Raw genomic sequence first — 26,049 nt, 5'->3', positions numbered from 1 at the left:
GGTGTCTTGTTGCCGTGATCGATGCGGCGCTAGGCGCCGAGCGTTGGCACCGGCAGAGCCGGGCCTTTGTCCGGCGGTGCGGGCGCGTCAACGCCTGCCTCGCCAGTGAAATCCACCTGCGCCGCCACCCAGGGCGGCAACCAGCCGCGCAACCATTGCGCGCCCGGGACGAATACCGGCACCACCTGCGATGCGCGCCACTCCGGGTCGCGCGGCATCGACGTCAATGCCATCACCAGCAGCAGCGAGCAGGCGATGAAACCGCCGCGCAGCACGCCCAGTGCCAGCCCCAGCAACCGGTCCAGGCCCGACAGGCCGGCCGACTGGATCAGCTTGCGCACCAGCCAGCCCACCACGCCCACCACCACCAGCACCACGATGAAGCACAGCGCATAGCCGGCAAACAGCAGGCCCATGCCCGGCTGGCCGTCGCTGGCCAGCAGCAGGGCGATGCCTGCGCCGCCCTGCATCGCCGCCCAACCGGCCAAGACCCAGGCCGCGAGCGAGGCAAGCACGCCGACAAAGCCGCGCATCAGGCCGAACAGGCCCGAGACGCCGACGATCGCCAGCAGTACCCAGTCAAACGCGCTCACCTGGTCTGCCGATTACGGATGTGACTGGACGAGGCCGCTCATCCCGAGTCTGGCCGCGACCTGCGCCTTGAGCTGATCGGCATCGGCGCGGGTGGAAACCGGCCCGACACGAACGCGGCTCAGGGTGCCCTGCCCCGTACGTACCGATTCGACGAACGCACTGAACCCGGCGGCACGCGCGCGGTCACGCAATTTGTTGGCCTCGGCGGCATTGCCGAACGCGCCCAGCTGCACGGCAAAGCCGATGCTGGCGGCGGCGGCCGGGCGCGGCGCCGGCGCAGCGGCCACGGGCTTGGGCGGCGCAGGCTTGCTCACTGGCGGCGCAGCAGGCTGGGTGGCCACCGGCTTGGCCGGGGCGCTGACGGGCGGGCTGGGCTTGGCCACCGGCTTGGTCGGCTCGGCCGGCAGCGGCGTTGCGACGGGTGCGGCCGGTGTGGCGACGGCCTGGGCGGTGGACGCCGACGGCGTGGCGGTTTCGCCGGCGTCGAGTGCGATCACCTTGGCCACCACCTTGTCGCTGACGTGCGCTGCACGCAGGCGTGCCGCCTCGCCTTCGGCCTGGGTGGCATACGGACCGATCAGCACGCGATGCAGCGTGCGGCCGTCAGCGGCGCTGACGGTGTCCTGCGAGGCGGGTAGCTGGGCTGTGCGCAGCGCGGCGATCACACGATCGGCGTCGGCGGACGTGGCGTAGTTGCCGAAGGTGACCGCGTAGTTTCCGCCTGCAGCGACGGGCGGGAGCATGCCCTGCGGTGCAGCGGGCGGAGCCGCGGCCGGTGCGGTGGCAGGCGGCGGGACCTGCATGCCGACCGCGCCACCTTCGCTGGCGCTGCCGGGTGTCACCAGGGGCAGCTCGCGGGTCTCGAAATTGCCGCCAGGCGCCTCGGGCATGTCCATCGACACATCGGAGGCACCGCTTTCGGGCGCCGGTCCCTTGATGACCATCGGCAGGAAGATCACCGCGAGGGCGACCAGCACGGCGGCACCGATCAGGCGCTGTTTCAGGGCAGGTTCCATCGGATCTCGCGTGGCAGGGGCGGGTTGCCGGGCGGAATTATACGCGTGCACCGCGCCAGGGCCGGCGGCATCGCGCCAGCGTTCAGGCGACGCCGAGGTGCATGAACGCGTCCGCGGCCGTATGGAACGAGCCGAACACCAGCACGCGATCGCCCGGCCGGGCGGACGCCAATGCCGCATCGAGCGCCGTGGCCACGTCCGCGTGGCGCGTTCCGGCGGCCGCGGCGCTGCCGCCCAGCCGCTGCGCGAACGCGTCGACGTCGCTGCCGCGCGCGCCGTGCGCGGCCAGCCCGGCCAGGTGCCAGACGTCGACCTGGCCTGCCAGCGCCTCGGCCACGGCGGCGGCGTCCTTGTCGACCAGCGCGGCGTACACCGCGATGCTGCGCCCGGCAGCCGGCGTTGCCGCGAGCCAGGCCGCAAGTTCGCGTGCGGCCTGCGGGTTGTGGCCGACATCGACGACGACCGTGATGCCATCGCGTTCGAAACGCTGCAGGCGCCCGGCGATGTGCGCCCGGGCCACGCCGGCGACGATCGCGGCATCGGTCAGGCCATCGCCCGGCAACGGCGCGTCGAGGGCACGCAATGCGGCGATGGCCACGGCGGCATTGCGCTTCTGCACCGGCGCGGCCAGCGTCGGCAGCGGCAGTTCGAGCTCATACCCCACCTCGCGCCAGCGCCACGAATCCACACTGGCCTGCTCGCCGTAGCCGGGCTCGAAGAAGAAGTCGCAGCCGGCACGCACCGCCGAGGCGCCGATCGCGTACGCGTGGCGCAGCACGCTGGACGGCGGATCGTCGTCGCCGAGCACCAGCGGTTTCCAGGCGCGGGCGATGCCGGCCTTCTCGAAACCAATGGCCTCGCGGTCTGCGCCGAGGTAGTCCTGGTGGTCGAGATCGACCGTGGTGATCACCGCGACATCGGGGTCGACCAGGTTGGTGGCGTCCAGCCGCCCGCCCAGGCCCACCTCGAGGATCGCCAGGTCCAGTTCCGCGCGCTGGAACAACCACAGCGCGGCCAGCGTGCCGTACTCGAAGTAGGTCAGCTGGGTGTCGCCGCGGGCGGCTTCGATCGCCTCGAACGCCTCGATCAGTGGCGCATCGCCGGTGTCGGCGCCTTCGATACGAACGCGTTCGTTGTAGGCCAGCAGGTGCGGCGAGGTGTAGGCGCCGACCTTCCAGCCGGCCGCGCGCGCGATCGCCTCGATGAAGGCGACCGTCGACCCCTTGCCGTTCGTGCCCGCGACCGTGATCACGTGCGTGGCGGGGCGGCCGATGGCCAGCCGGTCGGCCACCGCGCGGATGCGCTCCAGGCCCATGTCGATGGACCTGGGGTGTATTCGCTCGATGTAGTCGAGCCAGTCAGCGAGGGAGCGAGTCATGCTGCGGATTCTCGCAGATGACGTGGCGGCGATGTTCCGGCGCTGGCAACGCAACGTTGCGTGCAGCGCCCACACGGCCGCATGAACGCAAGCGTTGCGATGCTGGAATCGGCGGCCGCGCCGGCCTGAAAGCGCGTGGTGGTGCCAGGGTTTCCGGCCAACACGATGCGCCGCTACAACGCGCGGTGCACCGCCTCGCCGAACAACGCGGTGTGGTGGCTGCAGTCGTTCAGGCGCACCACGTCGAGGTGGTCGATGTCGGCGCCTTCGAGCAGATTCAGCGTGGTGGGTGCCTGGCGGAATCCCCACAAACGCGCCAGCGGGATGCCCAGGATCCGGCACAGCAGCACGCGGTTGACCGCGTCGTGCGCCACCACCAGCAAGGTGTCGTCGTCGCCGAGGCCTTCGCAGGCCCGCGCGAACGCCGGCCAGGCCCGATCGAGCACGTGCTGCAGCGATTCGCCTTCCGGCATCAGCACCTCGTGCGGGGCATCGCGCCAGGCCTGCAGGCGATCGCCGTCCCGCTCGCGGATCTCGCTGGCCAGCAGGCCTTCCCACGTGCCGTGGGCGATTTCCATCAGGCCCGGGTCGAGCGTGAGCGGCAGGTCGCGCTCACCCAGAGCGAGTTCGGCGGTAAACCGCGCGCGACGCAGCGGCGACGCCACCGCGCGCGTGATCGGCAGCTCGCGCAGTCGCACGCCCAGCGCGCGCGCCTGTGCTTCGCCGACCGGCGACAGCGGAATGTCTTCCTGGCCTTGGTAGCGGCCTTCGGCGTTCCACGGCGTCTCGCCGTGACGTGCAAGCAGGATCTTCATGTAGGAGGAGTCGGTTGGGAGAAGTGGGAGTGAGATGTGGGATTGCGTGCAGGAAGCGGGACGCGAGGCGTGGAACGCGTCGGGAACCGTTGCCGGCGACGGCGTGCGGCAACCGCGCGGGTGGGCGGGCCGAAGCGCCCCACCCGCCCGCGCGGTGCGCTCGTCAGACCTGCTGCAACGACAGCACGCCGGGCACGGCGCGCAGCGCGACCAGCTGCTCGTCACTGACCGGGCGGTCGATCGTGATGGCGGCGCGGGCCTCTCCGTCGCCGGCCGCACCCAGTGCGAAGTTGACGATGTTGATGCCCGCCGCGCCAAGCTCGCTGCCGACCACGCCGACCATGCCGGGGCGGTCCTCGTTGCGCAGCAGCAGTACATGCGCCTGCGGGTCGAACTCGATCTCGACGCCGTCCAGGCGCACCACGCGCGGGCCACGGTGCAAGGTGGCTTCGATCTCGCGCGTGCGCACCTTGCCGCTGCTGGATTCACCGGTGACCTGGATGCGCAGCAGGCGATCGAAACCGTCGCCGTCGCCGCCCACGGTTTCCGAAACCACCAGCCCGCGCAAGGCGGCCTCCTGCAAGGCGTTGACCGGCGTCACGCGACCCGACGCCGTGCCCAGCAGCGCTGCCACCAGCAGCCGGCTCAGCGGTCGCGTGTCGAGCGCGTCGGTGCGGCCTGCGTAGGTGATGTGCAGTCCGGTCGGCGCCGGCACCAACCGCGCCGCCAGCCGGCCCAGTGCCGACATCAGCGGCATCCAGGGACCGACTTCGCGCGCGGCCTCGGCGGTCAGCGGCGGCAGGTTGACGCAGCCGGCGACGGCACCGGTGGCGCAGAAATCGATGATCTGTCGCGCCAGGATCGTGCTGACCGCCTGCTGCGCCTCGCTGGTGGAGGCGCCCAGGTGCGGAGTCAGGATCAGTCGCTCGTGGTGGCGCAGCGGCGAGTCCGCCTGCAGCGGCTCGGTGACGAAGGTGTCGAGCGCGGCACCGGCGATGTGGCCTTCGTCGAGCAGGCGCAGCAGCGCCGATTCGTCGAGCAGGCCACCGCGCGCGGCGTTGACGATGTAGGCACCCGGCTTCATCGCGCGCATGCGCTGCTCGGACAGCAGATTGGTGGTTTCCTTGGTGCGCGGGATGTGCAGGGTGACGATGTCGGCCCAGGCCAGCAGCTCATCGAGCGTCTTCAGGGGCACGCTGCCCTTGCCGGCCGCCGATGCGGGCAGGAAAGGATCGTGGGCGGCCACTTCCATGCCGATGCCCTGCGCCTTGCGTGCCACCGTGCCGCCGATGCGGCCCAGGCCGATCACGCCCAGCTTCTTGCCTTCGAGCTCGAAACCGGTGAGGCCGGCCTTCGGCCACAGCCCGGCCTTCATGCCGGCGTCGGCGCGCGGGATATGCCGGGCCAGGGCAAACAGCAGCGAGATGGCGTGTTCCGCCGCCGCCAGGGTGTTGCCGTCGGGCGCGTTCATCACCGCGATGCCACGCGCCGTGGCGGCATCGACATCGATGGTGTCGACGCCCGCACCGGCACGGCCAATCACGCGCAAGCCGGCGACGCCGGCCAGGGCTTCGGCCGGTACACGCGTCGCCGAGCGCACCAGCACGGCATCGACGTCGACCAGCGCGCGCGCCAGCGCATCGGGGTCCTTGATCGGTTCGGGGGCAACGATCACGTCCCAGCCCGCATCGCGGAACAGGGCAAGACCGTCGTCGTGGATTCCATCGCAAGCCAGTACTTTCATCGCAACCTCCGTAAGGGACGGGGCGCGGAATCACCTGGCAGCCGGCATTGCGGTGGAGCGGCCGCGCATGGCGGCGTGAAGCGGTCGATGGACCTGTCGTTGCGGGGTCCGGCGACGGGGTCGGCGGCGGCAACACGGGGACATCGGGTAATGCGGTTCGGAAGACGGGGCCGGCTGGCATGGGAATCCGCGAACACCGGCAGGTTCGCATCCACCGGTGCCTGGATGCAAGTCCTGCGTGCGGGCGGGCGCGCGCGCGGATCGGACGGGCGACGGGGCGCGGCAGTTGCCTGAGAGCGTGATGCGACGGGATGGCAGCGCCTTTTCCGAACCGGCGGCGCCCCGCTTCATGCACGAACGGCATCCGCCCGTGACGGCCACGCCGCCCGCGCGGGCGCGGCTGGCCATGCGCGGATGAACGGGCGAGGATGCGTGCTCCACACTTCCAGGAACAACCGATGCACCAGGTAAAAGGCGAGTTCGACGTCAATCGCAGCGCACAGCCCGAGCTCGACATGGGCGACGGCACCGTCGCCGGCCATCATCGGTTCGACAAGCGCTTCCACGGCGAGCTCGACGCCACCAGCGTGGTGCACATGCTGGCCGTCGGCACCCAGGTGCCGGGATCGGCGGCGTACGTCGCGATCGAACGCGTGACAGGCAGCCTGCAGGGCCGCAAGGGCGCGTTCTACCTGCAGCACAACGGCGTGATGGAGCGCGGCGCGGCGACGCTGTCGCTGACCGTGGTGCCGGACTCGGGGAGCGACGAACTCACCGGGCTCGTGGGCGCAATGGCCATCGACATCACCGACGGCAAGCACTTCTACCGCTTCGATTACCGCTTCGCCGAAGAGGCGTGACGGCTGCGCGCGCGACGGCGTCGCGCGCATCGCAGTTTCGGCCGGGGGCCGGGTTGGTGCCGGCTCGTGGCGATCACGCACGCGTTGCGCCGCACGACCGCACGACCGCACGACCGCACGACCGCACGACAGCACGCAGCGCGCAAGAAAAACGCCGGTCGGTTGCCCGACCGGCGTTCTTGTTGGTGCGTTGCGGTGCGGTGCGACGGCGTCGGGCGCGGTGATTTACTGCCTCGCCGGAACGCCCATTTCCTGCAGCAGGCGCGGGGCCGGATAGACCTCCTGCATGATCCAGCGCATGTAGCGCTGATCGACCGAGATCATGCGTGTCATCGCCGGGTCGAACACCCAGTTGCTGCTGACCGATTCCCAGTTGCCGTCGAATGCCAGGCCGAGCAGCTTGCCCTGCGAATCGAGCACCGGCGAACCGGAATTGCCGCCGGTGATGTCCAGGTCGGACAGGAAGTTGACCGGCACGGTACCGAGCCTACGGTCCTCGAGGCCGCCGTACCGCTTGGCCGCGATCGCATCGAGCAGGGCCTTGGGCGCGTCGAACGGCGCCTGCCCGGTGGCCTTGGCGGCGACTTCCTCCAGCTTGGTGAACGTCGCGTGCTGGGTGCCATCGGTGCCGGTGTAGCCGGTCACCTTGCCGAACGTGATGCGCAGGCTGGAGTTGGCATCCGGGTACACGAACTGGCCGCGGCTGCGGCGGTAGTCCGCCACGGCCTGCAGGTACACCGGACGCGCCATCAGCGTGTCGCCGGCGCGCGTCTTGCCCTCTTCTTCCAGCTTGAGCACGGTGGGCATGATCGCCACGGCGAACTGCACGGCTGGGTCGCGGCTCTTCTCGAACGCAGCGCGGTCGGCGTTGAACAGCGCGATGCGATCGTCGGCATTGCGCAGCTTGGTGCGAGCCAGCCTGTCCAGCGCACGGTCAATCGCGGATTCGTCGTTGCCGTTGAGCCAACGGTCGACCGCCGGCAGGCGCTGCGCCTGCGGCAGCTTCACGTACTCGCGCAGCCAATAGGCCTGCAGCTCGCGATCCATGCGCGGATCGTAGCGGCGCTCCATCTGCCGGATGCCGCCCTCGATCGCGGCGATGTCGCGCTGCTGGTAGCCCTGCTCGCGCTCGGCGTCGGGCTTGGTCCGCTCGATCGACAGGCGATACAGCTGGGTTGCCGCGCCGATGGCGCCGGTGTTGCGCAACTGGTTGAAGACGACGTCGCGTTCGCGGTTCGCGCGCGATTGATCGCCCAGCTCAACCAGGCGCGCATGCGCGGCCAGTGCCGGCTCGCCCTTCGTGCCCTGCTTGCGCAGCCAGTCGAGCACGGCCGCTTCGTCGGCGTGCTTGCGCTCGCTGGCACCGATGCGTTCGAACCCGGCCAGCTGGCCGTCGTAATTCTTCATCGCGTTCTGCCAGCTGCGCACGGTGCTGGCGTACTTCACGGCGATTTCCGGCTCCTGCTTGCCCATCGCGTCGACCAGCGCCACCAGCTTCTTGTAGTGGCCGCCGACGGTGGGATAGGTCCATTGCGAGGTCGCGTCGAAATCGCTGGCCAGTGCATAGCGACTGGTCGAACCGGGATAGCCGGCGACCATGACGAAGTCGCCCGGTCCGAGCGGGCGATCGGCGACCTTGAGCCAGTGCTTGGGCTGGTACGGCACGTTGTTGGCCGAGTAGGCGGCCGGCTTGCCGTCGGCACCGACGTAGGCGCGGTAGAACGAGAAATCGCCGGTGTGGCGCGGCCACATCCAGTTGTCGACCTCACCACCGTAGTTGCCGATGGCGCCCGGCGGCGCGTAGACCAGGCGCACGTCCTTGATCTCGAGGTTGCGGAACAGGCGATAGCTGTTTCCGCCGGAGAAACTGTACAGGCGGCAGCGGAAGCCAGGCTCGGCCTCGCAGTTGGCGATCAGTTGCTTCTCCAGCGCGTCCAGCGCGTTGGTGCGGCCCAGCGCGTCGGGCGCTGCGGCAAGCGCCGCCTTGACCTGATCGGTTACGTCCTCGATCGAGTCCAGCGCGTAGATGCGGGCGTTCGGTCCGGCCGACACTTCATCGGCGCCGCTGGCCGCGTTGAAGCCCTCGGCCATGAGGTTCTTTTCGGCCGTCGAGTTCAGCTGGATCGCGCCGTAGGCGCAGTGGTGGTTGGTAACCACCAGGCCCTGCGGCGACACGAAGCTGGCGGTGCAGCCGCCCAGCGAGACCACCGCACCCATCGGGTCGGCGGTGAGGTCGGCCAGCTTGCGCGGGTCGAGCCGCAGGCCGGCCTGGCGCAACGGGCGCGCGATCTCCGGCAACTGCTGCGGCACCCACATGCCCTCGCCGGCAACGGCGTCCCCCACCAGCGTGGCCAATACAATGGCCGAGGCCAACACCGAAAAACGCATCGCGCATGCTCCTCGCAAAAGTCAGCGCCCGAGTTTAGCCGCTGTGGCCGGAACGCCACCCTGTCGATAGTCAGGGTCCAGCGGCCGGAGGGATTGGGTGTGGGACGGGACCCGGCCGCGCGCGCCAGGGCGAGCGACCGAAACGGACAGCCGGGGGGCGCCTGGGGCCGGAGCCCGTGTCGACCCGGCGGCGCCTTATTCTGCCGGCAGGTTCATTTCCTGCAGCAGGGCCGGGGCCGGGTAGACCTTGGCCAACAGCCAGCGCAGGTAGCGCATGTCGACGTGGATCGCGCGCTTGTAGCGCGGATCGAACATCCAGCTGGCGCTGACGGCCTCCCAGTTGCTGTCGAAGTTCAGGCCGATCAGGCGACCGCGCGCATCGAGCACCGGTGAACCGGAGTTGCCGCCGGTGGTGTCGAGGTTGGTCAGGAAGTCGACCGTCTGGGTGCCCAGCTTGGCGTCGGCGGTGCTGCCGAAGTCGCCCTTGGCGATGGCCGCCAGCAACGGCGCCGGCGCTGCGAAGGGAGCCTGCCCGGTGTGCTTATGGGCGATGCCGGCGACCGTGGTCAGCGGTCGGTAGCTGACCGCATCGCGCGCGTCCAGCGCGCTGACCCGGCCGTAGCCCACGCGCAGCGTCGAGTTCGCATCCGGATAGACCTTGCGGCCCTGGGAATCGCGATAGCCGATCAGCGCACGCATGTACGCCGGGCGCAGCCGCAGCAGTTCACCGGATTCGGCCTTGCTCTCGGCCTCCAGGCGCAGCGTCGCCGGCAACAGTTGCGCGGCGGCTTTCAGCAGGGTGTCGGTGGACGCGGCCAGGCTGGTCGCGTCGGCCGACATCAACGCCATCCGCGTGGCCTCGTCGCCCAGTCGCGTTCCGGCGTACAACGCCTCCAGGCGCTCGTCGATCTGCGCCGGCGTGGTGCCGAACACCGCATCGAACTCGGCCACGTGCTGCGCGGCCGGCAGGGCCTGGTACTGACGCAGCAGGTCGGCCAGCAACGCCTTCTCCACCGCCGGCGCGTAGCGACGCTGCACCTGGCGCAGGGTTGCCTCGATCAGTGCCTCGTCGCGCTGCTGGAACCCCGATTCGCGTTGCGCATCGGGCTTGCCGCGCTCCAGCGCGAGGCGCTGCAGGCCGATGGCCGAACGCAGCAGCTGCGTCTGCGAACGCATCGCGGCGATCAGCTGGTCGCGCTCGCGCATCGCCGCGGCCCCATCCAGTACGGCCTGCGCGGCCGCGATGTCGGCCTGGATCGCCGCCGCGTCCGGCTGGCGAGCCAGCCACGCCAGCATGGCCGCCTCGTCCTGGCCGCGCACGCGCACCGCGTCGCTGCGACGCAATCCGTCGAGCTCGCCCTGCGCGCGCTTGAGCCCGTTTTTCAGGCTTGCCACCTGCGAGGCATACAGCACCTTGGCGTTCTCGTCAGGCGCGGCAGCGGATTCGATCGTCTTGATCATGGCGCCGAACAGGCCAACGCGCGACGGCAGCTGCCAGTCGATCTGGTTGCGGAATTCCGACGCCATCCGATGGCGGAAGGTCACGCCCGGATAACCGGCGACCATCGCGAAGTCGCCTTCGGCCACCGGATCGGTGGAAACCGTCAGGTGCGCCGGTGGCGCGTACGGCACGTTGTCGGGCGAGTACGCCGCCGGCTTGCCGTCGCGGCCCACGTAGGCGCGATAGAACGCAAAGTCGCCGGTGTGGCGCGGCCACATGAAGTTGTCGATCTCGTCGCCGTAGTTGCCGATCGCCTCCGGCGGCGCGTACACCAGCCGGATGTCCTTCAGTTCCAACTGCCGGATCAGATAGAAGTCGGTGCCGTAGTACATGTTGGCGACGCTGCAGCGATAGCCCGGCTCGCTCTCGCACTCGGCCACGATCGCCTTGGTCGCCACGTCGATTGCGTCGAAGTACGCCCTGCCCTGCTTGCCGCGCGCCGCGTCCAGCACGCGCTGGCTGACCTTGTCGAACGCGGTGGTGACCAGCACGCGGGCCGCCGGCCCGGCCGAGACTTCCTGCGCAAGCGCACCGGCATTGAAGCCGGCTTCCATCAGGTTGCGTTCGGGCGTCGAGTTGAGCTGGATCGCGCCATACGCACAGTGATGGTTGGTGACCACCAGGCCCTTGGGCGACACGAAGCTGGCGGTGCAACCCGACAGCGACACCACCGCGCTCATCGGCGGCCGCGTCAACTCGGCCAGTGCGGCCGGGTCGCCCTGGAATCCCGCGGCACGCAGCTCCTTGGCGATCGAAGGCAATTGCGACGGCATCCACATGCCTTCGTCGGCGTTGGCTGTCGCGCAGCACAGGGTCAGCGCCAGGGCAAGCAGGCGTGGTCGCATGGTGGTTTCCGGGGTCCAGGGAGGGCAAGACGATAGGCGAGCCGGCCGCAGCCGGCAAACCCCGGCACGGGCCGGGCCGGGCCCGCCGCGTATAATTCCGCCCTTCCCCGCAGGCTCCGCGCGCCGTCAAACGGCGCGCCACAAGGCAGACCCGACATGACCCAAACGATGATGAAGGCGCTGGTGAAGCGCGAAGCCGGCAAGGGCATCTGGATGGAAGAAGTTCCGGTGCCGGCACCCGGCCCGAACGAAGTCCTGGTCAAGCTGGAGAAGACCGCGATCTGCGGCACCGACCTGCACATCTACCTGTGGGACGAGTGGAGCCAGCGCACCATCAAGCCGGGCCTGGTGATCGGCCACGAATTCGTCGGCCGGGTGGTCGAGCTCGGTGCCGGCGTGACCGGCTACAAGCTCGGCCAGCGCGTTTCCGCCGAAGGCCACATCGTCTGCGGCCATTGCCGCAATTGCCGCGGCGGTCGCCAGCACCTGTGCCCCAACACCGTCGGCATCGGCGTCAACCGCCATGGCGCGTTCGCCGAATACATCGTGATGCCGGCCAGCAACCTGTGGCCGATCCCGGACCAGATCCCCAGCGAACTGGCCGCCTTCTTCGATCCCTTCGGCAATGCCGCGCACTGCGCGCTGGAGTTCGATGTCGTGGGCGAGGACGTGCTGATCACCGGCGCCGGCCCGATCGGCATCGTTGCCGCGGGCATCTGCAAGCACATCGGCGCGCGCAACGTGGTGGTCACCGACGTCAACGACTACCGCCTCAAGCTGGCCGCCGACATGGGCGCCACGCGCGTGGTCAACGTCGCCAACCAGTCGCTCAAGGACGTCATGAACGACCTGCACATGGAAGGCTTCGACGTCGGCCTGGAAATGAGCGGCAACCCGCGCGCGTTCAACGACATGCTCGATTGCATGTACCACGGCGGCAAGATCGCGATGCTCGGCATCATGCCCAAGGGCGCCGGCGCAGACTGGGACAAGATCATCTTCAAGGGCCTGACCCTGCACGGCATCTACGGCCGGAAGATGTACGAGACCTGGTACAAGATGACCCAGCTCGTGCTCGGTGGTTTCCCGCTGGGCAAGGTGCTCACCCACCAGCTGCCCATCAACGACTTCCAGCAGGGCTTCGACCTGATGGAAGCAGGCAAGGCCGGCAAGGTCGTGCTGAGCTGGAACTGAGCCACGGGACTTCGGTCCGCGAAAGTGCGTAGGGCGGGCCCTGGCCCGCCATCGTCAACCTCCAGATTCGACGGCCTCACCCGCCACCTCATTGATTCGGTGGGCCGGGGCCCACCCTACGGAATCCTCCATGTCCCTGACCCAACGCTACGCCGAAGAACTCGACAACATCCGTGCACAGGGGCTGTTCAAGTCCGAGCGCGTCATCACCAGCCCGCAGTCGGCCGAGATCACGCTCGAGGACGGCCGCACGGTGCTGAACTTCTGCGCCAACAACTACCTGGGCCTGGCCGACCATCCGGACGTGATCCAGGCGGCGAAGGACGCGCTCGACAGCCACGGCTTCGGCATGGCGTCGGTGCGCTTCATCTGCGGCACCCAGGATCTCCACAAGCAGCTCGAGCAGACCATCGCCGACTTCTTCGGCACCGAAGACACCATCCTCTACGCCGCGTGCTTCGATGCGAACGGTGGATTGTTCGAGCCGCTGCTCGGCGAGAACGACGCCATCATCTCCGATGCACTCAACCACGCCTCGATCATCGACGGTGTGCGCCTGTGCAAGGCCAAACGCTTTCGCTACGCCAACTGCGACATGGCCGACCTGGAAGCGCAGCTGCAAGCGGCTGACGCGGCCGGCTGCAAGACCAAGATGATCACCTCCGATGGCGTGTTCTCGATGGACGGCTTCATCGCCCCGCTCGATGAAATCACCGCCCTGGCGCGCAAGTACGGCGCGCTGGTGCACATCGACGAATGCCACGCCACCGGCTTCCTTGGTGCCAACGGCCGCGGCTCGGCCGAGGTCAAGGGAGTGATGGATCGGATCGACATCTTCACTGGTACGCTGGGCAAGGCCATGGGCGGTGCGCTCGGCGGTTTCACCACCGGCAAGCGCGAAGTGATCGAAATGCTGCGCCAGCGTTCGCGCCCTTACCTGTTCTCGAACTCGCTGCCGCCGCACGTGGTGGCTGCGGGCATCAAGGCGTTCGACATGCTGTCCTCGGCCGGTGAACTGCGCGAACGGTTGGCGGCCAATACCGCGTATTTCCGCGAGCAGATGACCGCCGCCGGCTTCGACATCAAACCCGGTGTGCATCCGATCAGCCCGGTGATGCTGTACGACGCGCCGCTGGCGCAGAAGTTCGCCCAGCGTCTGCTGGAAGAAGGCATCTACGCGATCGGCTTCTTCTTCCCAGTGGTGCCGCAAGGCCAGGCGCGCATCCGCACGCAGATGAGCGCCGCGCATACGCGCGAGCACCTCGACCGCGCAATCGCCGCGTTCATCAAGATCGGCCGCGAGCTAGGCGTCATCAAGGCCTGAGTCTTCGCTGGATGCACCGTGCAACGGCGTGCCTGCGCGCGCCGTTGCCGGTTGCCGTCACGTCGGAGGTGCGTGCGCAGCGCTGCGTCACGGCATCGGGAATGGGTGTCCGGACGCAGGGCCGCCGTCTGAGCGGTCCCGGCGCGACGGCGTTGCCAGCGCGACGACTTCCTCGTCCGTCAGTTCGCGCCACTGACCTTTGCCCAACCCACCAAGCATCAGCCCACCAATCGCCACGCGGACCAGCCGCAGCACGGCCACGTCGAACGCCGCCAGCAGACGGCGGATCTGCCGGTTGCGTCCCTCGTCGAGCACGATCTCCAGCCACGCGTTCTTCTCGCCGGCACGCAACACGCTGGCCGATGTGGCGCGCAGCCGCTCACCCTCGCTGTCGATGCCATCGCTCAGCGCCGCCAGCAGCGCGTCATCGGGCACACGATCGACCTGCACGTGATACGTCTTGTCCGGTCCGTGATCGGGATCGCCGATGCGCGCGGCCCACTCCGGGTCGTTGCAGAACAACAGCAGCCCTTCGCTGGCCTTGTCCAGCCGTCCGACAGGGGCCAGCCACGGCAGGCCGGCGCCGTCGAAACAGCGATAGACCGTCTCGCGCCCGCGTTCGTCGCTTGCCGTGGTGACCAGGCCGCGCGGCTTGTTGAGCAGCAGGTAGCGGCGTCGCACGTCGTCGATTGCGCGCCCGTCCACGGCGATGCGATGCCGGTCGCGGAGGATCGGATACTCGGGGTTGTTCACCACGCGCCCATCGACACTGACTCGCCCGGCACGCACCCAGTTCGCGGCTTCGGTGCGGGAACACAGCCCCTGCTTGGACAGCACGCGCGCCAGACCATGGCGCGGTGTGGTCGCATCACGATCGACCGACCGCGCTGTGCCACCGGATGCGGCTCGGCCACCGGCACCCGCGCGGACGACGCGGCGCTCCGGACGCGCCTCTGCGCTCCGGATCGTCGCCGTTCCGGTTGAGGGTGCTGGTTTCGGTGTCTTCCTGGGAACCGCGGTCGCGGGCGGCAGGTCGCGCTCGCCCGAGGCTGCGTCGCGGCGGCGCCGTGGGGGGCGCGCGCCGGGAGGTCGGCGCCCGCTCACCGGTCCGGTGCCGTCACTGACCCTTGGGCGCCTGCGGCGGTGCGACCGGCGCTTCGACGGCCGGAGGCGTACCCGGGGCGACCTCGGCCGACGGTGTAGTACCCGGCACGGCATCGGCCGGCGCCGCTGCCGGCTTCGGAGCGCCCTTGGCCACGCGCACGCCGCGCGCTTCCATCCAGGCACTGAATTCGTCGGCGGTCATGCGCTTGCCATTCTGGTTCATGTCGAACCGCCACGGCGTGTTGTCGTACTGGGTCTGCGGCTTGTAGGCGGCAGGATCGGTGGAGGCCGGGAGGGTGCCCGGGGAGGCCGGAGGGGTCGCCATCGCGGTCGCCGTGCAGGCCTCGATTCGGATGCGCAGCAGGACCTGGTCGACGGACAGCGCTTCGTCGAACGCCTGCGCCAGCACGCCACTGGGAGCACCCAGCTGATGGCGCGGTGTCACAAGTTCTTCGGCCACCGGCGCGAACACGGTCGGTTGCACCGGCATTGCCTGGCTCAACGAGGCGCACTGGCTGGGAACCTGAGCCTGCGCGGACGCGGCGACAAACATGAGGCTGATGGCGATGGCGGCGCGGCGCATGGTGAATCCTCTGGCAAGACAGAACGAGTGTAGGCGCCGGCCCCACAACCGACAACCGAGACGCGACTGAACGGGACGCGCGCGCGCAAAAAACGAAAGCCCGGCACAAGGCCGGGCTTCCGAGGATTGCAACGGGCTGCGAGCAGCCCGCAACTGACGCTTAGTTCTGGACGTTCAGCTCGGTGCGGCGGTTGCGCGCACGGCCTTCCGGATTGTCCGAACCGTCGTCGTTCTGGTTCGGCGCGATCGGACGGCTCTCGCCGTAACCGTTCGGACCGGCCAGACGCGAGGCGTCAACGCCATTGCTGGTCAGGTAGTCGTACACGGCGCGCGAGCGACGCTCCGACAGGGCCTGGTTGTACGCGTCGGTGCCCTTCGAGTCGGTGTGACCGGCCACTTCGACCTTCAGCTCCGGGTAACGCTTCAGGATCTCGATCGCCTCGTTGAGGATGGCAATCGCGTCCGGACGCAGCGTCGACTTGTCGAAGTCGAAGTTCACGCCCTTCAGGTCGATCGTCACGGGAACCGGGCAACCGTCCGGACCGATCGTCTGACCCGACTGCGAACCCGGGCACTTGTCGTTGCAGTTGTTGACGCCGTCACCGTCGTCGTCCATGTCCGCGCAGTTGGCAGCGGCCGGAGCAGCCGGCGCCGGGGCCGAAGCTTCCGGACCCAGCGGGATCACGACGCCGACCGAAGCCAGGATGTCACCGAAGTGGTCTTCGTCGACAGCATGGACGCTGGTGTCGTCGAAATCGGCGCGGTAGGCCAGCTCGGTGCGCATGCCAACGCGACCGAGGTCGGTCTGCAGGCCGACGCCGACCTTGGCGGCGAGGTTGCCGTCTTCACGCTCGCCCGGCGAAACCGGGTTCGGGAACGCGTCGAACTCTTCCTCGGAGCGCTGGTAGCCCAGGCCCATCAGCACGTACGGGTTCCAGCCACGGCCTTCGGTGATGAAGTGGCGGCGCGCATCCAACGAGATGCCGTACTGGCTCCAGTTCAGGTTCTGGTTGGCGTCGTTGTGCGGGTTCTGATAGTTCAGCTCACCGTCGATCGACCAGTTCTGGGAAACGAACTTGCCCAGGCCCAGGCCGACAAACGGTGCATTACGGGTGCCACGGTCGTTGTCCTGGATGTTCATGCCGACCGAGCCGGTAACGTACCAGCGGTCGTCGAAATCCTGCGCGCTGGCCGACTGAGCAAAGGCCAGGCCCGCCAGCAATGCGGTGCTCAACAAGCGGATCTTCATAATCAGACTCCTTCAGAGGTCGGTCGAAATCGGGGGAAAAGCGTTAACACACGGCGCACCACATTGCAGGGACGCGTTGGACACAGGCAAGCCGGCGCCGCGGTCACTGGCCGGGGGATCATACACGCTCAACCACTTTGTTAATACATCTTAACGTTGGCTGACGCCAGCCCACCCAAACCCTTCCACCCCGGGTTTATCGACCTCCCCAGGGACCGCACAAATACGAAGCCCGGCACTGGGCCGGGCTTCGAGTTACTGCCTGCGGGTTTCAGAAAACCCGCAACTGACGCTTAGTTCTGGACGTTCAGCTCGGTGCGGCGGTTGCGCGCACGGCCTTCCGGGTTGTCCGAACCGTCTTCGTTCTGGTTCGGCGCGATCGGACGGCTCTCGCCGTAACCGTTCGGACCGGCCAGACGCGAGGCGTCAACGCCATTGCTGGTCAGGTAGTCGTACACGGCGCGCGAGCGACGCTCCGACAGGGCCTGGTTGTACGCGTCGGTGCCCTTCGAGTCGGTGTGACCGGCCACTTCGACCTTCAGCTCCGGGTAACGCTTCAGGATCTCGATCGCCTCGTTGAGGATGGCAACCGCGTCCGGACGCAGCGTCGACTTGTCGAAGTCGAAGTTCACGCCCTTCAGGTCGATCGACACCGGAACCGGGCAACCGTCCGGACCGATCGTCTGACCCGACTGCGAACCCGGGCACTTGTCGTTGCAGTTGTTGACGCCGTCGCCGTCGTCGTCCATGTCCGCGCAGTTGGCCGCGACCGGAGCCGGGCCGACCGGGGTCTGGGCTTCCGGACCCAGCGGGATCACGACGCCGACCGAAGCCAGCACGTCGCCGAACCAGTCTTCGCCGTCATCGCGCGGCAGATCGTCGTTCAGGAACGCGCCGACGCTGTCGTTGTCCGCGTCGATGCGGTAGGCCAGCTCGGTGCGGATCTTGACGCGACCCATGTCGCCCTGCAGGCCGACGCCCAGCTTGCCGGCGACGTCGCCGCCTTCACGCTCGCCCGGCGAAACCGGATTCGGGAACGCGTCGAACTCTTCCTCGTGGCGCTGGTAACCCAGGCCCATCAGCAGGTACGGGTTCCAGGAACGGCCGTCGCTGATGAAGTGGCGACGCACGTCGATCGACACGCCGTACTGGCTCCAGTTGAGATTCTGGTTGTCGTCGCCGTTGGGGTTCTGGTAGTTCAGCTCACCGTCGATCGACCAGTTGCGGTTGAGGAACTTGCCGACGCCGAGAGCGGCGAACGGGGCATTGCGCGTGCCGCGCTGGTTGTCCTGGATGTTCATGCCAACCGAACCGGTGATGTACCAGCGATCGTCAAAATCCTGGGCGCTTGCGGACTGAGCCATCGCAAGACCACCCAACAGGGCGGCGCAAAGGAGTTTCTTATTCATTCGAGCTTCTCCATGTTCATTCGAATTTCGGAAACCGCTAGAGCGGAGTTCCAACCGTACGTGACGGTCGCCAAATGGCGCCGGCGAAGATTAGGTTCGGCAATGTGAAAGGCGTGTTAACGGCGACCTAACATTCGCGCGGAAGATCGTGGTAGCGCGAAGAACTGGAGCGGACTTCACTTCCCACCCGGCCGATTGGTGCCCCACCCGGAACGCTCCGGACTGAGCCCGTCGCTTGGAAATCCGTCGCGACCGGCCCACCCTTGGGGTATGGACATCCCTGTGCACCTGCCGACCCTGTTCATCTCGCACGGCTCACCGATGCTGGCCATCGAGGATTCACCGGCCGGGCGATTCCTCGACAACCTCGGCGCGCAACTGCCGTGGCCCAAGGCCATCGTGGTCGCGTCGGCGCATTTCACCACCGACCGGCCGATGCTCGGCGGCCACGCCCAGCCGCACACCGTTCACGATTTCGGTGGATTTCCCGAGCCGCTGTACCAGCTCCAATACCCGGCCCCGGGCGACCCGGACCTGGCCGAAGAGATTGTCCGGCGCCTGGCCGATGCCGGCCTGCCGTCCAAGGTGCGCGACAACCACGGCATCGATCACGGGGTATGGGTACCACTGCGGCGCATGTACCCGCAGGCCGACATCCCGGTGGTGCCGCTGTCGGTGATGCCCCATGGCACGGCAGCCCAGCACTACGCCCTGGGCAAGGCCCTGGCACCGCTGCGCGGCGAGGGCGTGCTGGTGATCGGCTCCGGCGGCTTCGTCCACAACCTGGGCGACCTCGACTGGCAGCACAAGGGGGCGCCCCTGGCGCCGTGGGCGGCTGAATTCGGCGACTGGATGCACACCATGCTGGTCGCCCACGACTGGCCTGCCCTGCTCGACTGGCAGCAGCGCGCCCCGCATGCCCGCCACGCCCATCCGACGGTGGAGCACCTGATGCCGCTGTTCGTCGCGCTGGGCGCTGCCGGCGACACGCCAGAAGTACGCACGCTGCACCGCTCTCACGAGTTCGGATCGCTCGCGCTGGACGCCTTCGCTTTCGATTGACGCGCCAGCGCTCGATTGAGTGCAGGCCTGTCGCCTTCTTCGGCGCCCACACCTGGGGCCGCGCGGCCTGACGTCAGGCCGCGCCGCAATCCATCACATCGCATCGCCCGGAACGCGCACGCAGCCTTCCATCAGCACGCGGGCGCTACGGCTCATCACGGCCTTGGTGACGGTCCACTGGCCGTTGACCTGCGCCGCCTGTGCACCGACGCGCAGGGTGCCCGACGGGTGCCCGAAGCGCACCGCTTCGCGCGCGCCACCACCGGCGGCCGCGTTCACCACCGTGCCCGGGATCGACGCGGCCGTGCCAATGGCAACGGCGGCCGTGCCCATCATCGCGTGATGGAGCTTGCCCATCGACAGCGCGCGCACCAGCAGGTCGACGTCATCGGCAGCGATGGGCTTGCCGCTGGACGACAGGTGGCCGGTCGCCGGCGCGACGAAGGCGACCTTGGGAGTGTGCTGGCGCGTGGCGGCGTCTTCGACCTTCGCGATCAGCCCCATCCGTACCGCTCCGTGCGCGCGGATCGTCTCGAATCTTGCCAGCGCGGCCTTGTCTTCGTTGATCGCGCCCTGCAGCTCGGTGCCGGTGTAGCCCAGGTCGGCCGCATTGAGAAAGATCGTCGGGATGCCGGCGTTGATCAGCGTTGCCTTCAGCACGCCCACGCCCGGTACGTCGAGCTCGTCGACCAGGTTTCCGGTCGGGAACATCGCGCCGCCACCTTCGCCCTCGTCGGCCGGATCGAGGAATTCCAACTGGATCTCGGCAGCGGGAAACGTCACGCCATCGAGTTCGAAGTCACCGGTTTCCTGCACCTGGCCGTCGGTGACGGGCACGTGGGCGACGATGGTCTTCCCGATGTTGGCCTGCCAGATGCGCACCGTGGCGATGCCGTCGCGCGGTACGAGCGCGGGGTCGATCAGGCCATTGGCGATAGCGAACGGGCCCACCGCGGACGAGAGATTGCCGCAGTTGCCGCTCCAGTCCACGAAGGCGGTATCGATGGAGACCTGCCCGTACAGGTAGTCGACATCGTGCTCGGGAACCTCGGACTTCGACAGGATCACGCACTTGCTGGTGCTGGAAGTCGCACCGCCCATGCCATCGGTGTGCTTGCCGTACGGGTCGGGAGAACCGATCACGCGCATCAGCAGCGTATCGCGCGCCGGGCCCGGCACCCGCGCGGCCTCGGGCAGATCGTCCAGCTTGAAGAACACGCCTTTCGACGTGCCGCCGCGCATGTAGGTGGCGGGGATGCGGCGTTGGGGTGCGTGGGTCATGGTGGGTGTCCGGTGGAAAGATGGAAGGCGCGCGGATGGCGACCCAATGTGCCGTTGACGACGTGTTGAACGAGGGCCCGCGTCCACAACGCCGCGGGGCCCTTCATCCGGCGCGACTCGCCCCCTTCCGCAAACGGGAGAGGGGCCGGAGGCGACTCAGGCCGCCTTGTTCGCCTCGAGGAAGTCGTTGGCAAAGCGCTGCAGCACGCCGCCGGCTTCGTAGATCGAGACTTCCTCGGCCGTGTCGAGGCGACAGGTCACCGGTACATCCACGCGTTCACCGTTGCGGCGGTGGATCATCAGGGTGAGCGTGGCGCGCGGCGTGCGTGCGCCCAGCACGTCGTACGTCTCGGTGCCGTCGATGCCCAGCGAGTTGCGATCGGTGCCCGGCAGGAACTCCAGGGGCAGCACGCCCATGCCGATCAGGTTGGTGCGATGGATGCGTTCGAAGCCTTCGGCAGCGATCGCCTCCACACCCGCCAGGCGCACGCCCTTGGCCGCCCAGTCACGCGACGACCCCTGGCCGTAGTCGGCGCCTGCGATGATGATCAGCGGCTGCTGACGATCCATGTAGGTCTCGATCGCTTCCCACATGCGGGTCACCTGGCCCTCGGGCTCGATGCGCGCCAACGAACCCTGCTTCACGCCGCCGGCCTCGTCGCGAACCATCTCGTTGAGCAGCTTGGGGTTGGCGAACGTGGCGCGCTGCGCGGTGAGGTGGTCGCCGCGGTGCGTGGCGTAGGAATTGAAGTCCTCTTCCGGCAGGCCCATCTTGGCCAGGTACTCGCCGGCGGCACTGGCCAGCATGATCGCGTTCGACGGCGACAAGTGGTCGGTGGTGATGTTGTCGCCCAGCACGGCCAGCGGACGCATGCCGGAGAGCGTGCGCTCGCCGGCCAGCGCGCCTTCCCAGTACGGCGGGCGACGGATGTAGGTGCTCTGCGGGCGCCAGTCGTACAACGGGCTGATCGCCTCACCGTGTTCGACGCTGAACTTGAACATGGGCTCGTACACCGCGCGGAACTGTTCCGGCTTCACGCTGCTGGCGACGATCGCGTCGATCTCCTCGTCGCTCGGCCAGATGTCCTTGAGCATGACCGGCTGGCCACTGGCATCGATACCGAGCACGTCCTTCTCGATGTCGAATCGCACGGTGCCGGCGATCGCGTAGGCGACCACCAGTGGCGGCGAGGCGAGGAAGGCCTGTTTCGCGTACGGATGGATGCGGCCGTCGAAGTTGCGGTTGCCCGACAACACCGCCGTCGCGTACAGGTCGCGCTCGATCACTTCCTTCTGGATGGCCGGGTCCAACGCGCCGCTCATGCCGTTGCAGGTGGTGCAGGCGAAGCCGACGATGCCGAAGCCGAGCTTTTCCAGTTCGGGCAACAGCTTGGCTTCTTCCAGGTACAGCTGCACGGTCTTGGAGCCGGGCGCCAGCGAGGACTTCACCCACGGCTTGCGGGTCAGGCCGCGCGCGTTGGCGTTGCGCGCCAGCAGGCCTGCGGCGATCACGTTGCGCGGGTTGCTGGTGTTGGTGCAACTGGTGATGGCGGCGATGATCACCGCGCCGTCGGGCATCAGGCCGGCTTCTTCCTTCCATTCGCCGGCGATGCCGCGCGCGGCCAGCTCGGAGGTCGGCAGGCGCTTGTGCGGGTTGGACGGGCCGGCCATGTTGCGCACCACGCTCGACAGATCGAACGTCAACGTGCGCTCGTACTGCGCGGTCTTCAGTGCATCGGCCCACAGGCCGGTGTGCCTGGCGTAGGTTTCCACGAGCTTGACCTGCGCGTCTTCGCGGCCGGTCAGGCGCAGGTAATCGATGGTCTTGTCGTCGATGAAGAACATCGCCGCGGTGGCGCCGTACTCGGGTGCCATGTTGGAGATGGTGGCGCGATCGCCCAGCGTCAGTGCGGACGCACCTTCGCCACGGAACTCCAGGTACGCGCCAACGACCTTGGACTGGCGCAGGAATTCGGTCAGCGCGAGCACGATGTCGGTGGCGGTGATGCCGGGCGAAGGCTTGCCGGTCAGTTCCACGCCGATGATGTCCGGCAGACGCATCCACGATGCACGGCCGAGCATGACGCTCTCGGCTTCCAGTCCACCCACGCCGATCGCGATCACGCCCAGCGCATCAACGTGCGGCGTGTGGCTGTCGGTACCCACCAGCGTGTCGGGGAACGCCACGTCGTCGCGCGCATGCACCACCGGCGACATCCGCTCCAGATTGATCTGATGCATGATGCCGTTGCCGGGCGGAATCACGTCGACGTTCTTGAACGCCTTCTTGGTCCAGTTGATGAAGTGGAAGCGGTCTTCGTTGCGGCGGTCTTCCACGGCGCGGTTCTTCGCGAACGCCTGCTTGTCGAAGCCCGCTGCCTCCACTGCCAGCGAGTGGTCGACGATCAACTGCGTCGGCACCACCGGATTGACCTGCGCCGGGTCGCCGCCCATCTCGGCGATGGCGTCGCGCAGGCCGGCCAGGTCGACCAGTGCGGTCTGGCCGAGGATGTCGTGGCACACCACGCGAGCCGGGAACCAGGGAAAGTCCAGGTCGCTGCGGCGTTCGATCAACTGCGACAGGTAGTCGGTCAGCATCGCCGGCTGCGCGCGGCGCACCAGGTTTTCCGCATGCACGCGTGAGGTGTAGGGCAGCGTGTCGTACGCGCCGGGCGCGATCGCCTCGATGGCGGCACGTGCATCGAAGTAGTCGAGCGCAGTGCCCGGAAGCGGCTTTCGATAGTCAGTGTTCATGGCGGGCAGCGGGAAATCTCATGCGTGGGCTGAGGTGCAGGCGCGCAGGCGGCATCCGTCGTGCGGGTTCGGAAGCCAAGGCGGGCGAACGGTGCTGAGGCCGCGAGGACACGGCGACACCGATTATCCCGCATTCGCTCTCCTGCCGCCGCCCGATGTGCAGGCGTTCGGTCATGACGGCGGCGCGGCGCATTCGTCCACACCATCGAAAGACGAACGCCCGATCCCAACGACAGGCGCGATGTCGACGGACCCGATAACAGACGACGGCGGTGAAGCCCCGATGGTGTGTCGGCGGTGCGCCAGCCCTCGCCCGAGCACGCCATGCCCACCGGTACCGAACGCATCGTGCGCCCATCCGCCGCGCGCGCAGCGCTGCCGGCCTGGCTGCCGGCCGCTGCCACGGCGCCCCTTCGCCAGTACAGGTTCCCAGGGCATCACCCCGGTCCGCACCAATGCCAGCACCGCCGGCACCACGTCGTGCCTCGATGCGGTCGTCGACATCGCATGCAACCGGCTGCGTGCTCCCGGCGCGCACGATCGTCCGCGTTCTTCAGTGGCGATGCACCACCGCCGACCGGTTGAACCCAGCCCGCTTTCGGTTCATCGTGCACGCCTCCATACGCCAGCGTATTCGAATGACGACCGCCAGCCTCTCCCGTGCCGCCCAAACCGCGCCCGTGTCCCACCCGCTGTATCCGAAGCTGTTCGAACCGCTCGACCTGGGCTTCTGCACGCTGCCCAACCGCGTGCTGATGGGCTCGATGCACACCGGACTGGAGGACAAGTCGTCGGATTTCCCGAAACTTGCGGCCTACTTCGGTGAGCGTGCGCAAGGCGGTGTCGGACTGATCGTGACCGGCGGTTTCGCTCCGAACGTGGTCGGCTGGCTCAAACCGTTCGGCGGCAAGCTGAGCTGGCGCTGGGAGGTCGGCAAGCACCGCCAGGTCACCAATGCGGTGCACCAGCATGGCTCCCGGATCTGCCTGCAGATCCTGCATGCGGGCCGCTATGGCTACCAGCCACTTCAGGTCGCGCCATCGCGGATCAAGGCGCCGATCAACCCGTTCACGCCGCGCGCGCTGTCGGCCGGCGGCGTCGAACGGCAGATCCGTGCGTTTGTGCGCACCGCCCAGTTGGCCCGCGATGCCGGCTACGACGGCGTCGAAGTGATGGGCTCGGAAGGCTACCTGCTGAACCAGTTCACCGTGCCGCGCACCAACCACCGTGACGACGCGTTCGGCGGCGACCCCGCGCGACGCATGCGCTTTGCTGTCGAGATCGTGCGCCGCATCCGCGAGGCCTGCGGCAAGGACTTCATCATCATTTACCGGCTGTCGATGCTCGACCTGGTGGATGGCGGCAACCGATGGCAGGACGTCGTCGCGCAGGCGCGCGCGGTCGAAGCCGCCGGCGCCACGTTGATCAACACCGGCATCGGCTGGCACGAGGCGCGCATTCCGACCATCGCCACCTCGGTGCCCCGCGGCGCGTTCACCGGCATCACCGCGCGCCTGCGGCCCGAGGTCGGCCTGCCGCTGGTGACCACCAACCGCATCAACATGCCCGACGTGGCCGAGCGCATCCTGGCTGCCGGCGACGCCGACATGGTCTCGATGGCGCGACCGCTGCTGGCCGATCCGGCGTGGGTAGCCAAGGCACGCGACGCACGCGCGGACGAGATCAACACCTGCATCGGCTGCAACCAGGCCTGCCTGGACCACGTCTTCGAGAACAAGCACGCCAGTTGCCTGGTCAATCCGCGCGCCTGCGCCGAGACCGAACTCACGTACGCACCCACCCGCGCGCCCAAGCGGATCGCCGTGGTGGGCGCCGGACCGGCCGGATTGGCCTGCGCGACGGTCGCCGCCGGCCGGGGCCACCAGGTGACTTTGTTCGAAGCGGGCGAGGCGATCGGCGGACAGTTCAATGTCGCCAAGCAGATCCCCGGCAAGGAGGAGTTCCACGAGACCCTGCGCTATTTCGCACGCCAGATCGAAAAGACCGGCGTTGCGCTGCGGCTGCGCACGCGCGCTGATGCGGCGGCGCTGGCCGGCTTCGACGACGTGGTGCTGGCCACCGGCATCGCGCCGCGCGCGGTCGATTTCCCGGGCAATGATCACCCCAAGGTCGTGGGCTACCTGGACGTGCTGCGCGGTGACGTGGTCGCCGGCAGCAAGGTGGCCATCATCGGCGCCGGCGGCATCGGGTTCGACGTGGCGGAGTTCCTGGTGCACCGCCACGACCCGGACGACCTGGCCCGGCGCGGACCCGACCCGGCGCGCTGGCGCGCCCAGTGGGGCGTCGACCTGGGCTACACCGACGTGCCCGGCGGCCTTGCCCCGGCCCAGCCGGTGGCGCCGGCGCGCGAGGTGTGGCTGCTGCAGCGCAGCCCCGGCAAGCCCGGCGCCCGACTGGGCAAGACCACCGGTTGGATCCATCGCGCCACGCTCAAGGCCATGAAGGTGCGCATGCTGGGCGGCGTCGAATACCTGGGTGTCGACGACGCCGGTCTGCACGTCCGTGTCGACGGTTCCGAACAGGTGCTGCCGGTTGACCACGTCGTGATCTGTGCCGGTCAGGAGCCCTTCAAGCCGCTCGCCGCGGAACTTGCCGCCGCCGGCCAACGGGTGCACGTGATCGGCGGCGCCGACGTTGCAGCGGAACTTGACGCCAAGCGCGCAATAGCGCAGGGAAGCCGCCTCGCCGCCGGATTTTGAGGCCCAGCGGGCCTGAAAACCCTGGATAAATGGGTGCGAGGGTCCCAAAAGCCCCCTGAATAGCCGCAGACGGGGGCGTTCGACACCGGGCAAGCCCGGCGTTTTCGCCCTTGCTGCGGTGACACGACAACCAGGCATTCACGCCGCGTTTAGGAAGCCGCGGCTACCGTGCGCCAACTTTTCCGGCCGCCCACCTTGCGGCCTCCCTCGTCGCCCATGCCGTCTGCA

At 68.4% G+C, this 26,049-nt stretch carries 18 protein-coding genes; 5 read left to right on the top strand and 13 right to left on the bottom strand.

What is annotated here, in order from left to right; translation table 11 throughout:
- Positions 1 to 29: 29 nt before the first annotated feature.
- The 5 genes from EER27_RS16355 to serA all read right to left on the bottom strand — a co-directional run bounded on the left by EER27_RS16355 (position 30) and on the right by serA (position 5,547).
- On the bottom strand, positions 30 to 593 hold the full coding sequence (locus EER27_RS16355) for a CvpA family protein (protein WP_123089212.1): 564 nt from the start codon (positions 591 to 593) through the stop codon (positions 30 to 32).
- A gap of 12 nt (positions 594 to 605) precedes the next feature.
- On the bottom strand, positions 606 to 1,610 hold the full coding sequence (locus EER27_RS16350; RefSeq protein WP_123089211.1) for an SPOR domain-containing protein: 1,005 nt from the start codon (positions 1,608 to 1,610) through the stop codon (positions 606 to 608).
- Between the two features lie 82 nt (positions 1,611 to 1,692).
- Positions 1,693 to 2,988 carry a bifunctional tetrahydrofolate synthase/dihydrofolate synthase gene (gene folC, locus EER27_RS16345; protein WP_123089210.1) on the bottom strand — a complete coding sequence of 432 codons (1,296 nt, stop codon included), beginning with the start codon at positions 2,986 to 2,988 and terminating at the stop codon, positions 1,693 to 1,695.
- Between the two features lie 173 nt (positions 2,989 to 3,161).
- Positions 3,162 to 3,803 carry a histidine phosphatase family protein gene (locus EER27_RS16340; RefSeq protein ID WP_123089209.1) on the bottom strand — a complete coding sequence of 214 codons (642 nt, stop codon included), beginning with the start codon at positions 3,801 to 3,803 and terminating at the stop codon, positions 3,162 to 3,164.
- Between the two features lie 163 nt (positions 3,804 to 3,966).
- Entirely contained in the window at positions 3,967 to 5,547 is a 1,581-nt protein-coding gene (gene serA, locus EER27_RS16335) for a phosphoglycerate dehydrogenase (RefSeq protein WP_123089208.1), read from the bottom strand.
- A gap of 458 nt (positions 5,548 to 6,005) precedes the next feature.
- Between serA and EER27_RS16330 the strand changes: the two genes are divergently transcribed.
- Positions 6,006 to 6,407, top strand: a complete 402-nt coding sequence (locus tag EER27_RS16330) for a DUF3224 domain-containing protein (RefSeq protein ID WP_123089207.1) — start codon at positions 6,006 to 6,008, stop codon at positions 6,405 to 6,407.
- 225 nt (positions 6,408 to 6,632) lie between these two features.
- Here the strand turns inward: EER27_RS16330 and EER27_RS16325 are convergent, their stop codons facing one another.
- Together EER27_RS16325 and EER27_RS16320 are read right to left on the bottom strand one after the other, a co-directional pair.
- Entirely contained in the window at positions 6,633 to 8,795 is a 2,163-nt protein-coding gene (locus EER27_RS16325) for a S46 family peptidase (protein ID WP_123089206.1), read from the bottom strand.
- A 195-nt stretch (positions 8,796 to 8,990) separates the two neighbouring features.
- Positions 8,991 to 11,141, bottom strand: coding sequence for a S46 family peptidase (locus tag EER27_RS16320; protein WP_123089205.1), 2,151 nt, complete (start codon positions 11,139 to 11,141; stop codon positions 8,991 to 8,993).
- Positions 11,142 to 11,297: 156 nt separating this feature from the next.
- Here EER27_RS16320 and tdh point away from each other — a divergent pair, with 156 nt between their 5' ends.
- Both tdh and kbl read left to right on the top strand, forming a co-directional pair.
- Entirely contained in the window at positions 11,298 to 12,335 is a 1,038-nt protein-coding gene (gene tdh / locus EER27_RS16315; RefSeq protein WP_190285842.1) for an L-threonine 3-dehydrogenase, read from the top strand.
- Positions 12,336 to 12,465: 130 nt separating this feature from the next.
- Positions 12,466 to 13,659 (top strand): glycine C-acetyltransferase, encoded by a 1,194-nt coding sequence (kbl, locus tag EER27_RS16310; RefSeq protein WP_123089204.1) that lies wholly within the window; start codon positions 12,466 to 12,468, stop codon positions 13,657 to 13,659.
- Positions 13,660 to 13,746: 87 nt separating this feature from the next.
- Here kbl and EER27_RS16305 read toward each other — a convergent pair whose 3' ends face one another.
- The 4 genes from EER27_RS16305 to EER27_RS16290 form a co-directional block, all read right to left on the bottom strand.
- Positions 13,747 to 14,625, bottom strand: coding sequence for a pseudouridine synthase (locus EER27_RS16305; protein ID WP_223807380.1), 879 nt, complete (start codon positions 14,623 to 14,625; stop codon positions 13,747 to 13,749).
- Positions 14,626 to 14,776: 151 nt separating this feature from the next.
- Positions 14,777 to 15,346 (bottom strand): hypothetical protein, encoded by a 570-nt coding sequence (locus EER27_RS16300; protein ID WP_223807379.1) that lies wholly within the window; start codon positions 15,344 to 15,346, stop codon positions 14,777 to 14,779.
- Between the two features lie 160 nt (positions 15,347 to 15,506).
- On the bottom strand, positions 15,507 to 16,595 hold the full coding sequence (locus EER27_RS16295; RefSeq protein ID WP_123089202.1) for an OmpA family protein: 1,089 nt from the start codon (positions 16,593 to 16,595) through the stop codon (positions 15,507 to 15,509).
- A gap of 293 nt (positions 16,596 to 16,888) precedes the next feature.
- The gene (locus EER27_RS16290; protein WP_123089201.1) at positions 16,889 to 18,004 is read right to left on the bottom strand and encodes an OmpA family protein; all 1,116 of its coding nucleotides are present in this window, start codon (positions 18,002 to 18,004) and stop codon (positions 16,889 to 16,891) included.
- A 270-nt stretch (positions 18,005 to 18,274) separates the two neighbouring features.
- Here EER27_RS16290 and EER27_RS16285 point away from each other — a divergent pair, with 270 nt between their 5' ends.
- Positions 18,275 to 19,066 carry a DODA-type extradiol aromatic ring-opening family dioxygenase gene (locus EER27_RS16285; protein WP_123089200.1) on the top strand — a complete coding sequence of 264 codons (792 nt, stop codon included), beginning with the start codon at positions 18,275 to 18,277 and terminating at the stop codon, positions 19,064 to 19,066.
- Between the two features lie 93 nt (positions 19,067 to 19,159).
- Here EER27_RS16285 and prpF read toward each other — a convergent pair whose 3' ends face one another.
- Entirely contained in the window at positions 19,160 to 20,347 is a 1,188-nt protein-coding gene (prpF, locus tag EER27_RS16280; protein WP_123089199.1) for a 2-methylaconitate cis-trans isomerase PrpF, read from the bottom strand.
- Between the two features lie 156 nt (positions 20,348 to 20,503).
- Complete coding sequence (acnD, locus tag EER27_RS16275; protein WP_123089198.1) at positions 20,504 to 23,101, bottom strand: Fe/S-dependent 2-methylisocitrate dehydratase AcnD; 2,598 nt, start codon at positions 23,099 to 23,101, stop codon at positions 20,504 to 20,506.
- A gap of 680 nt (positions 23,102 to 23,781) precedes the next feature.
- On the opposite strand from acnD, the gene EER27_RS16270 reads away from it, so the two are divergent.
- On the top strand, positions 23,782 to 25,821 hold the full coding sequence (locus EER27_RS16270; RefSeq protein WP_425480858.1) for an oxidoreductase: 2,040 nt from the start codon (positions 23,782 to 23,784) through the stop codon (positions 25,819 to 25,821).
- The last annotated feature ends 228 nt before the right edge of the window (positions 25,822 to 26,049 follow it).

The organism is Montanilutibacter psychrotolerans (assembly GCF_003719825.1).
Classification (GTDB): domain Bacteria; phylum Pseudomonadota; class Gammaproteobacteria; order Xanthomonadales; family Xanthomonadaceae; genus Montanilutibacter; species Montanilutibacter psychrotolerans.
The sequence above is the reverse complement of the archived record's forward strand: the minus strand, read 5'-3'. Positions and strand labels throughout refer to the sequence as shown.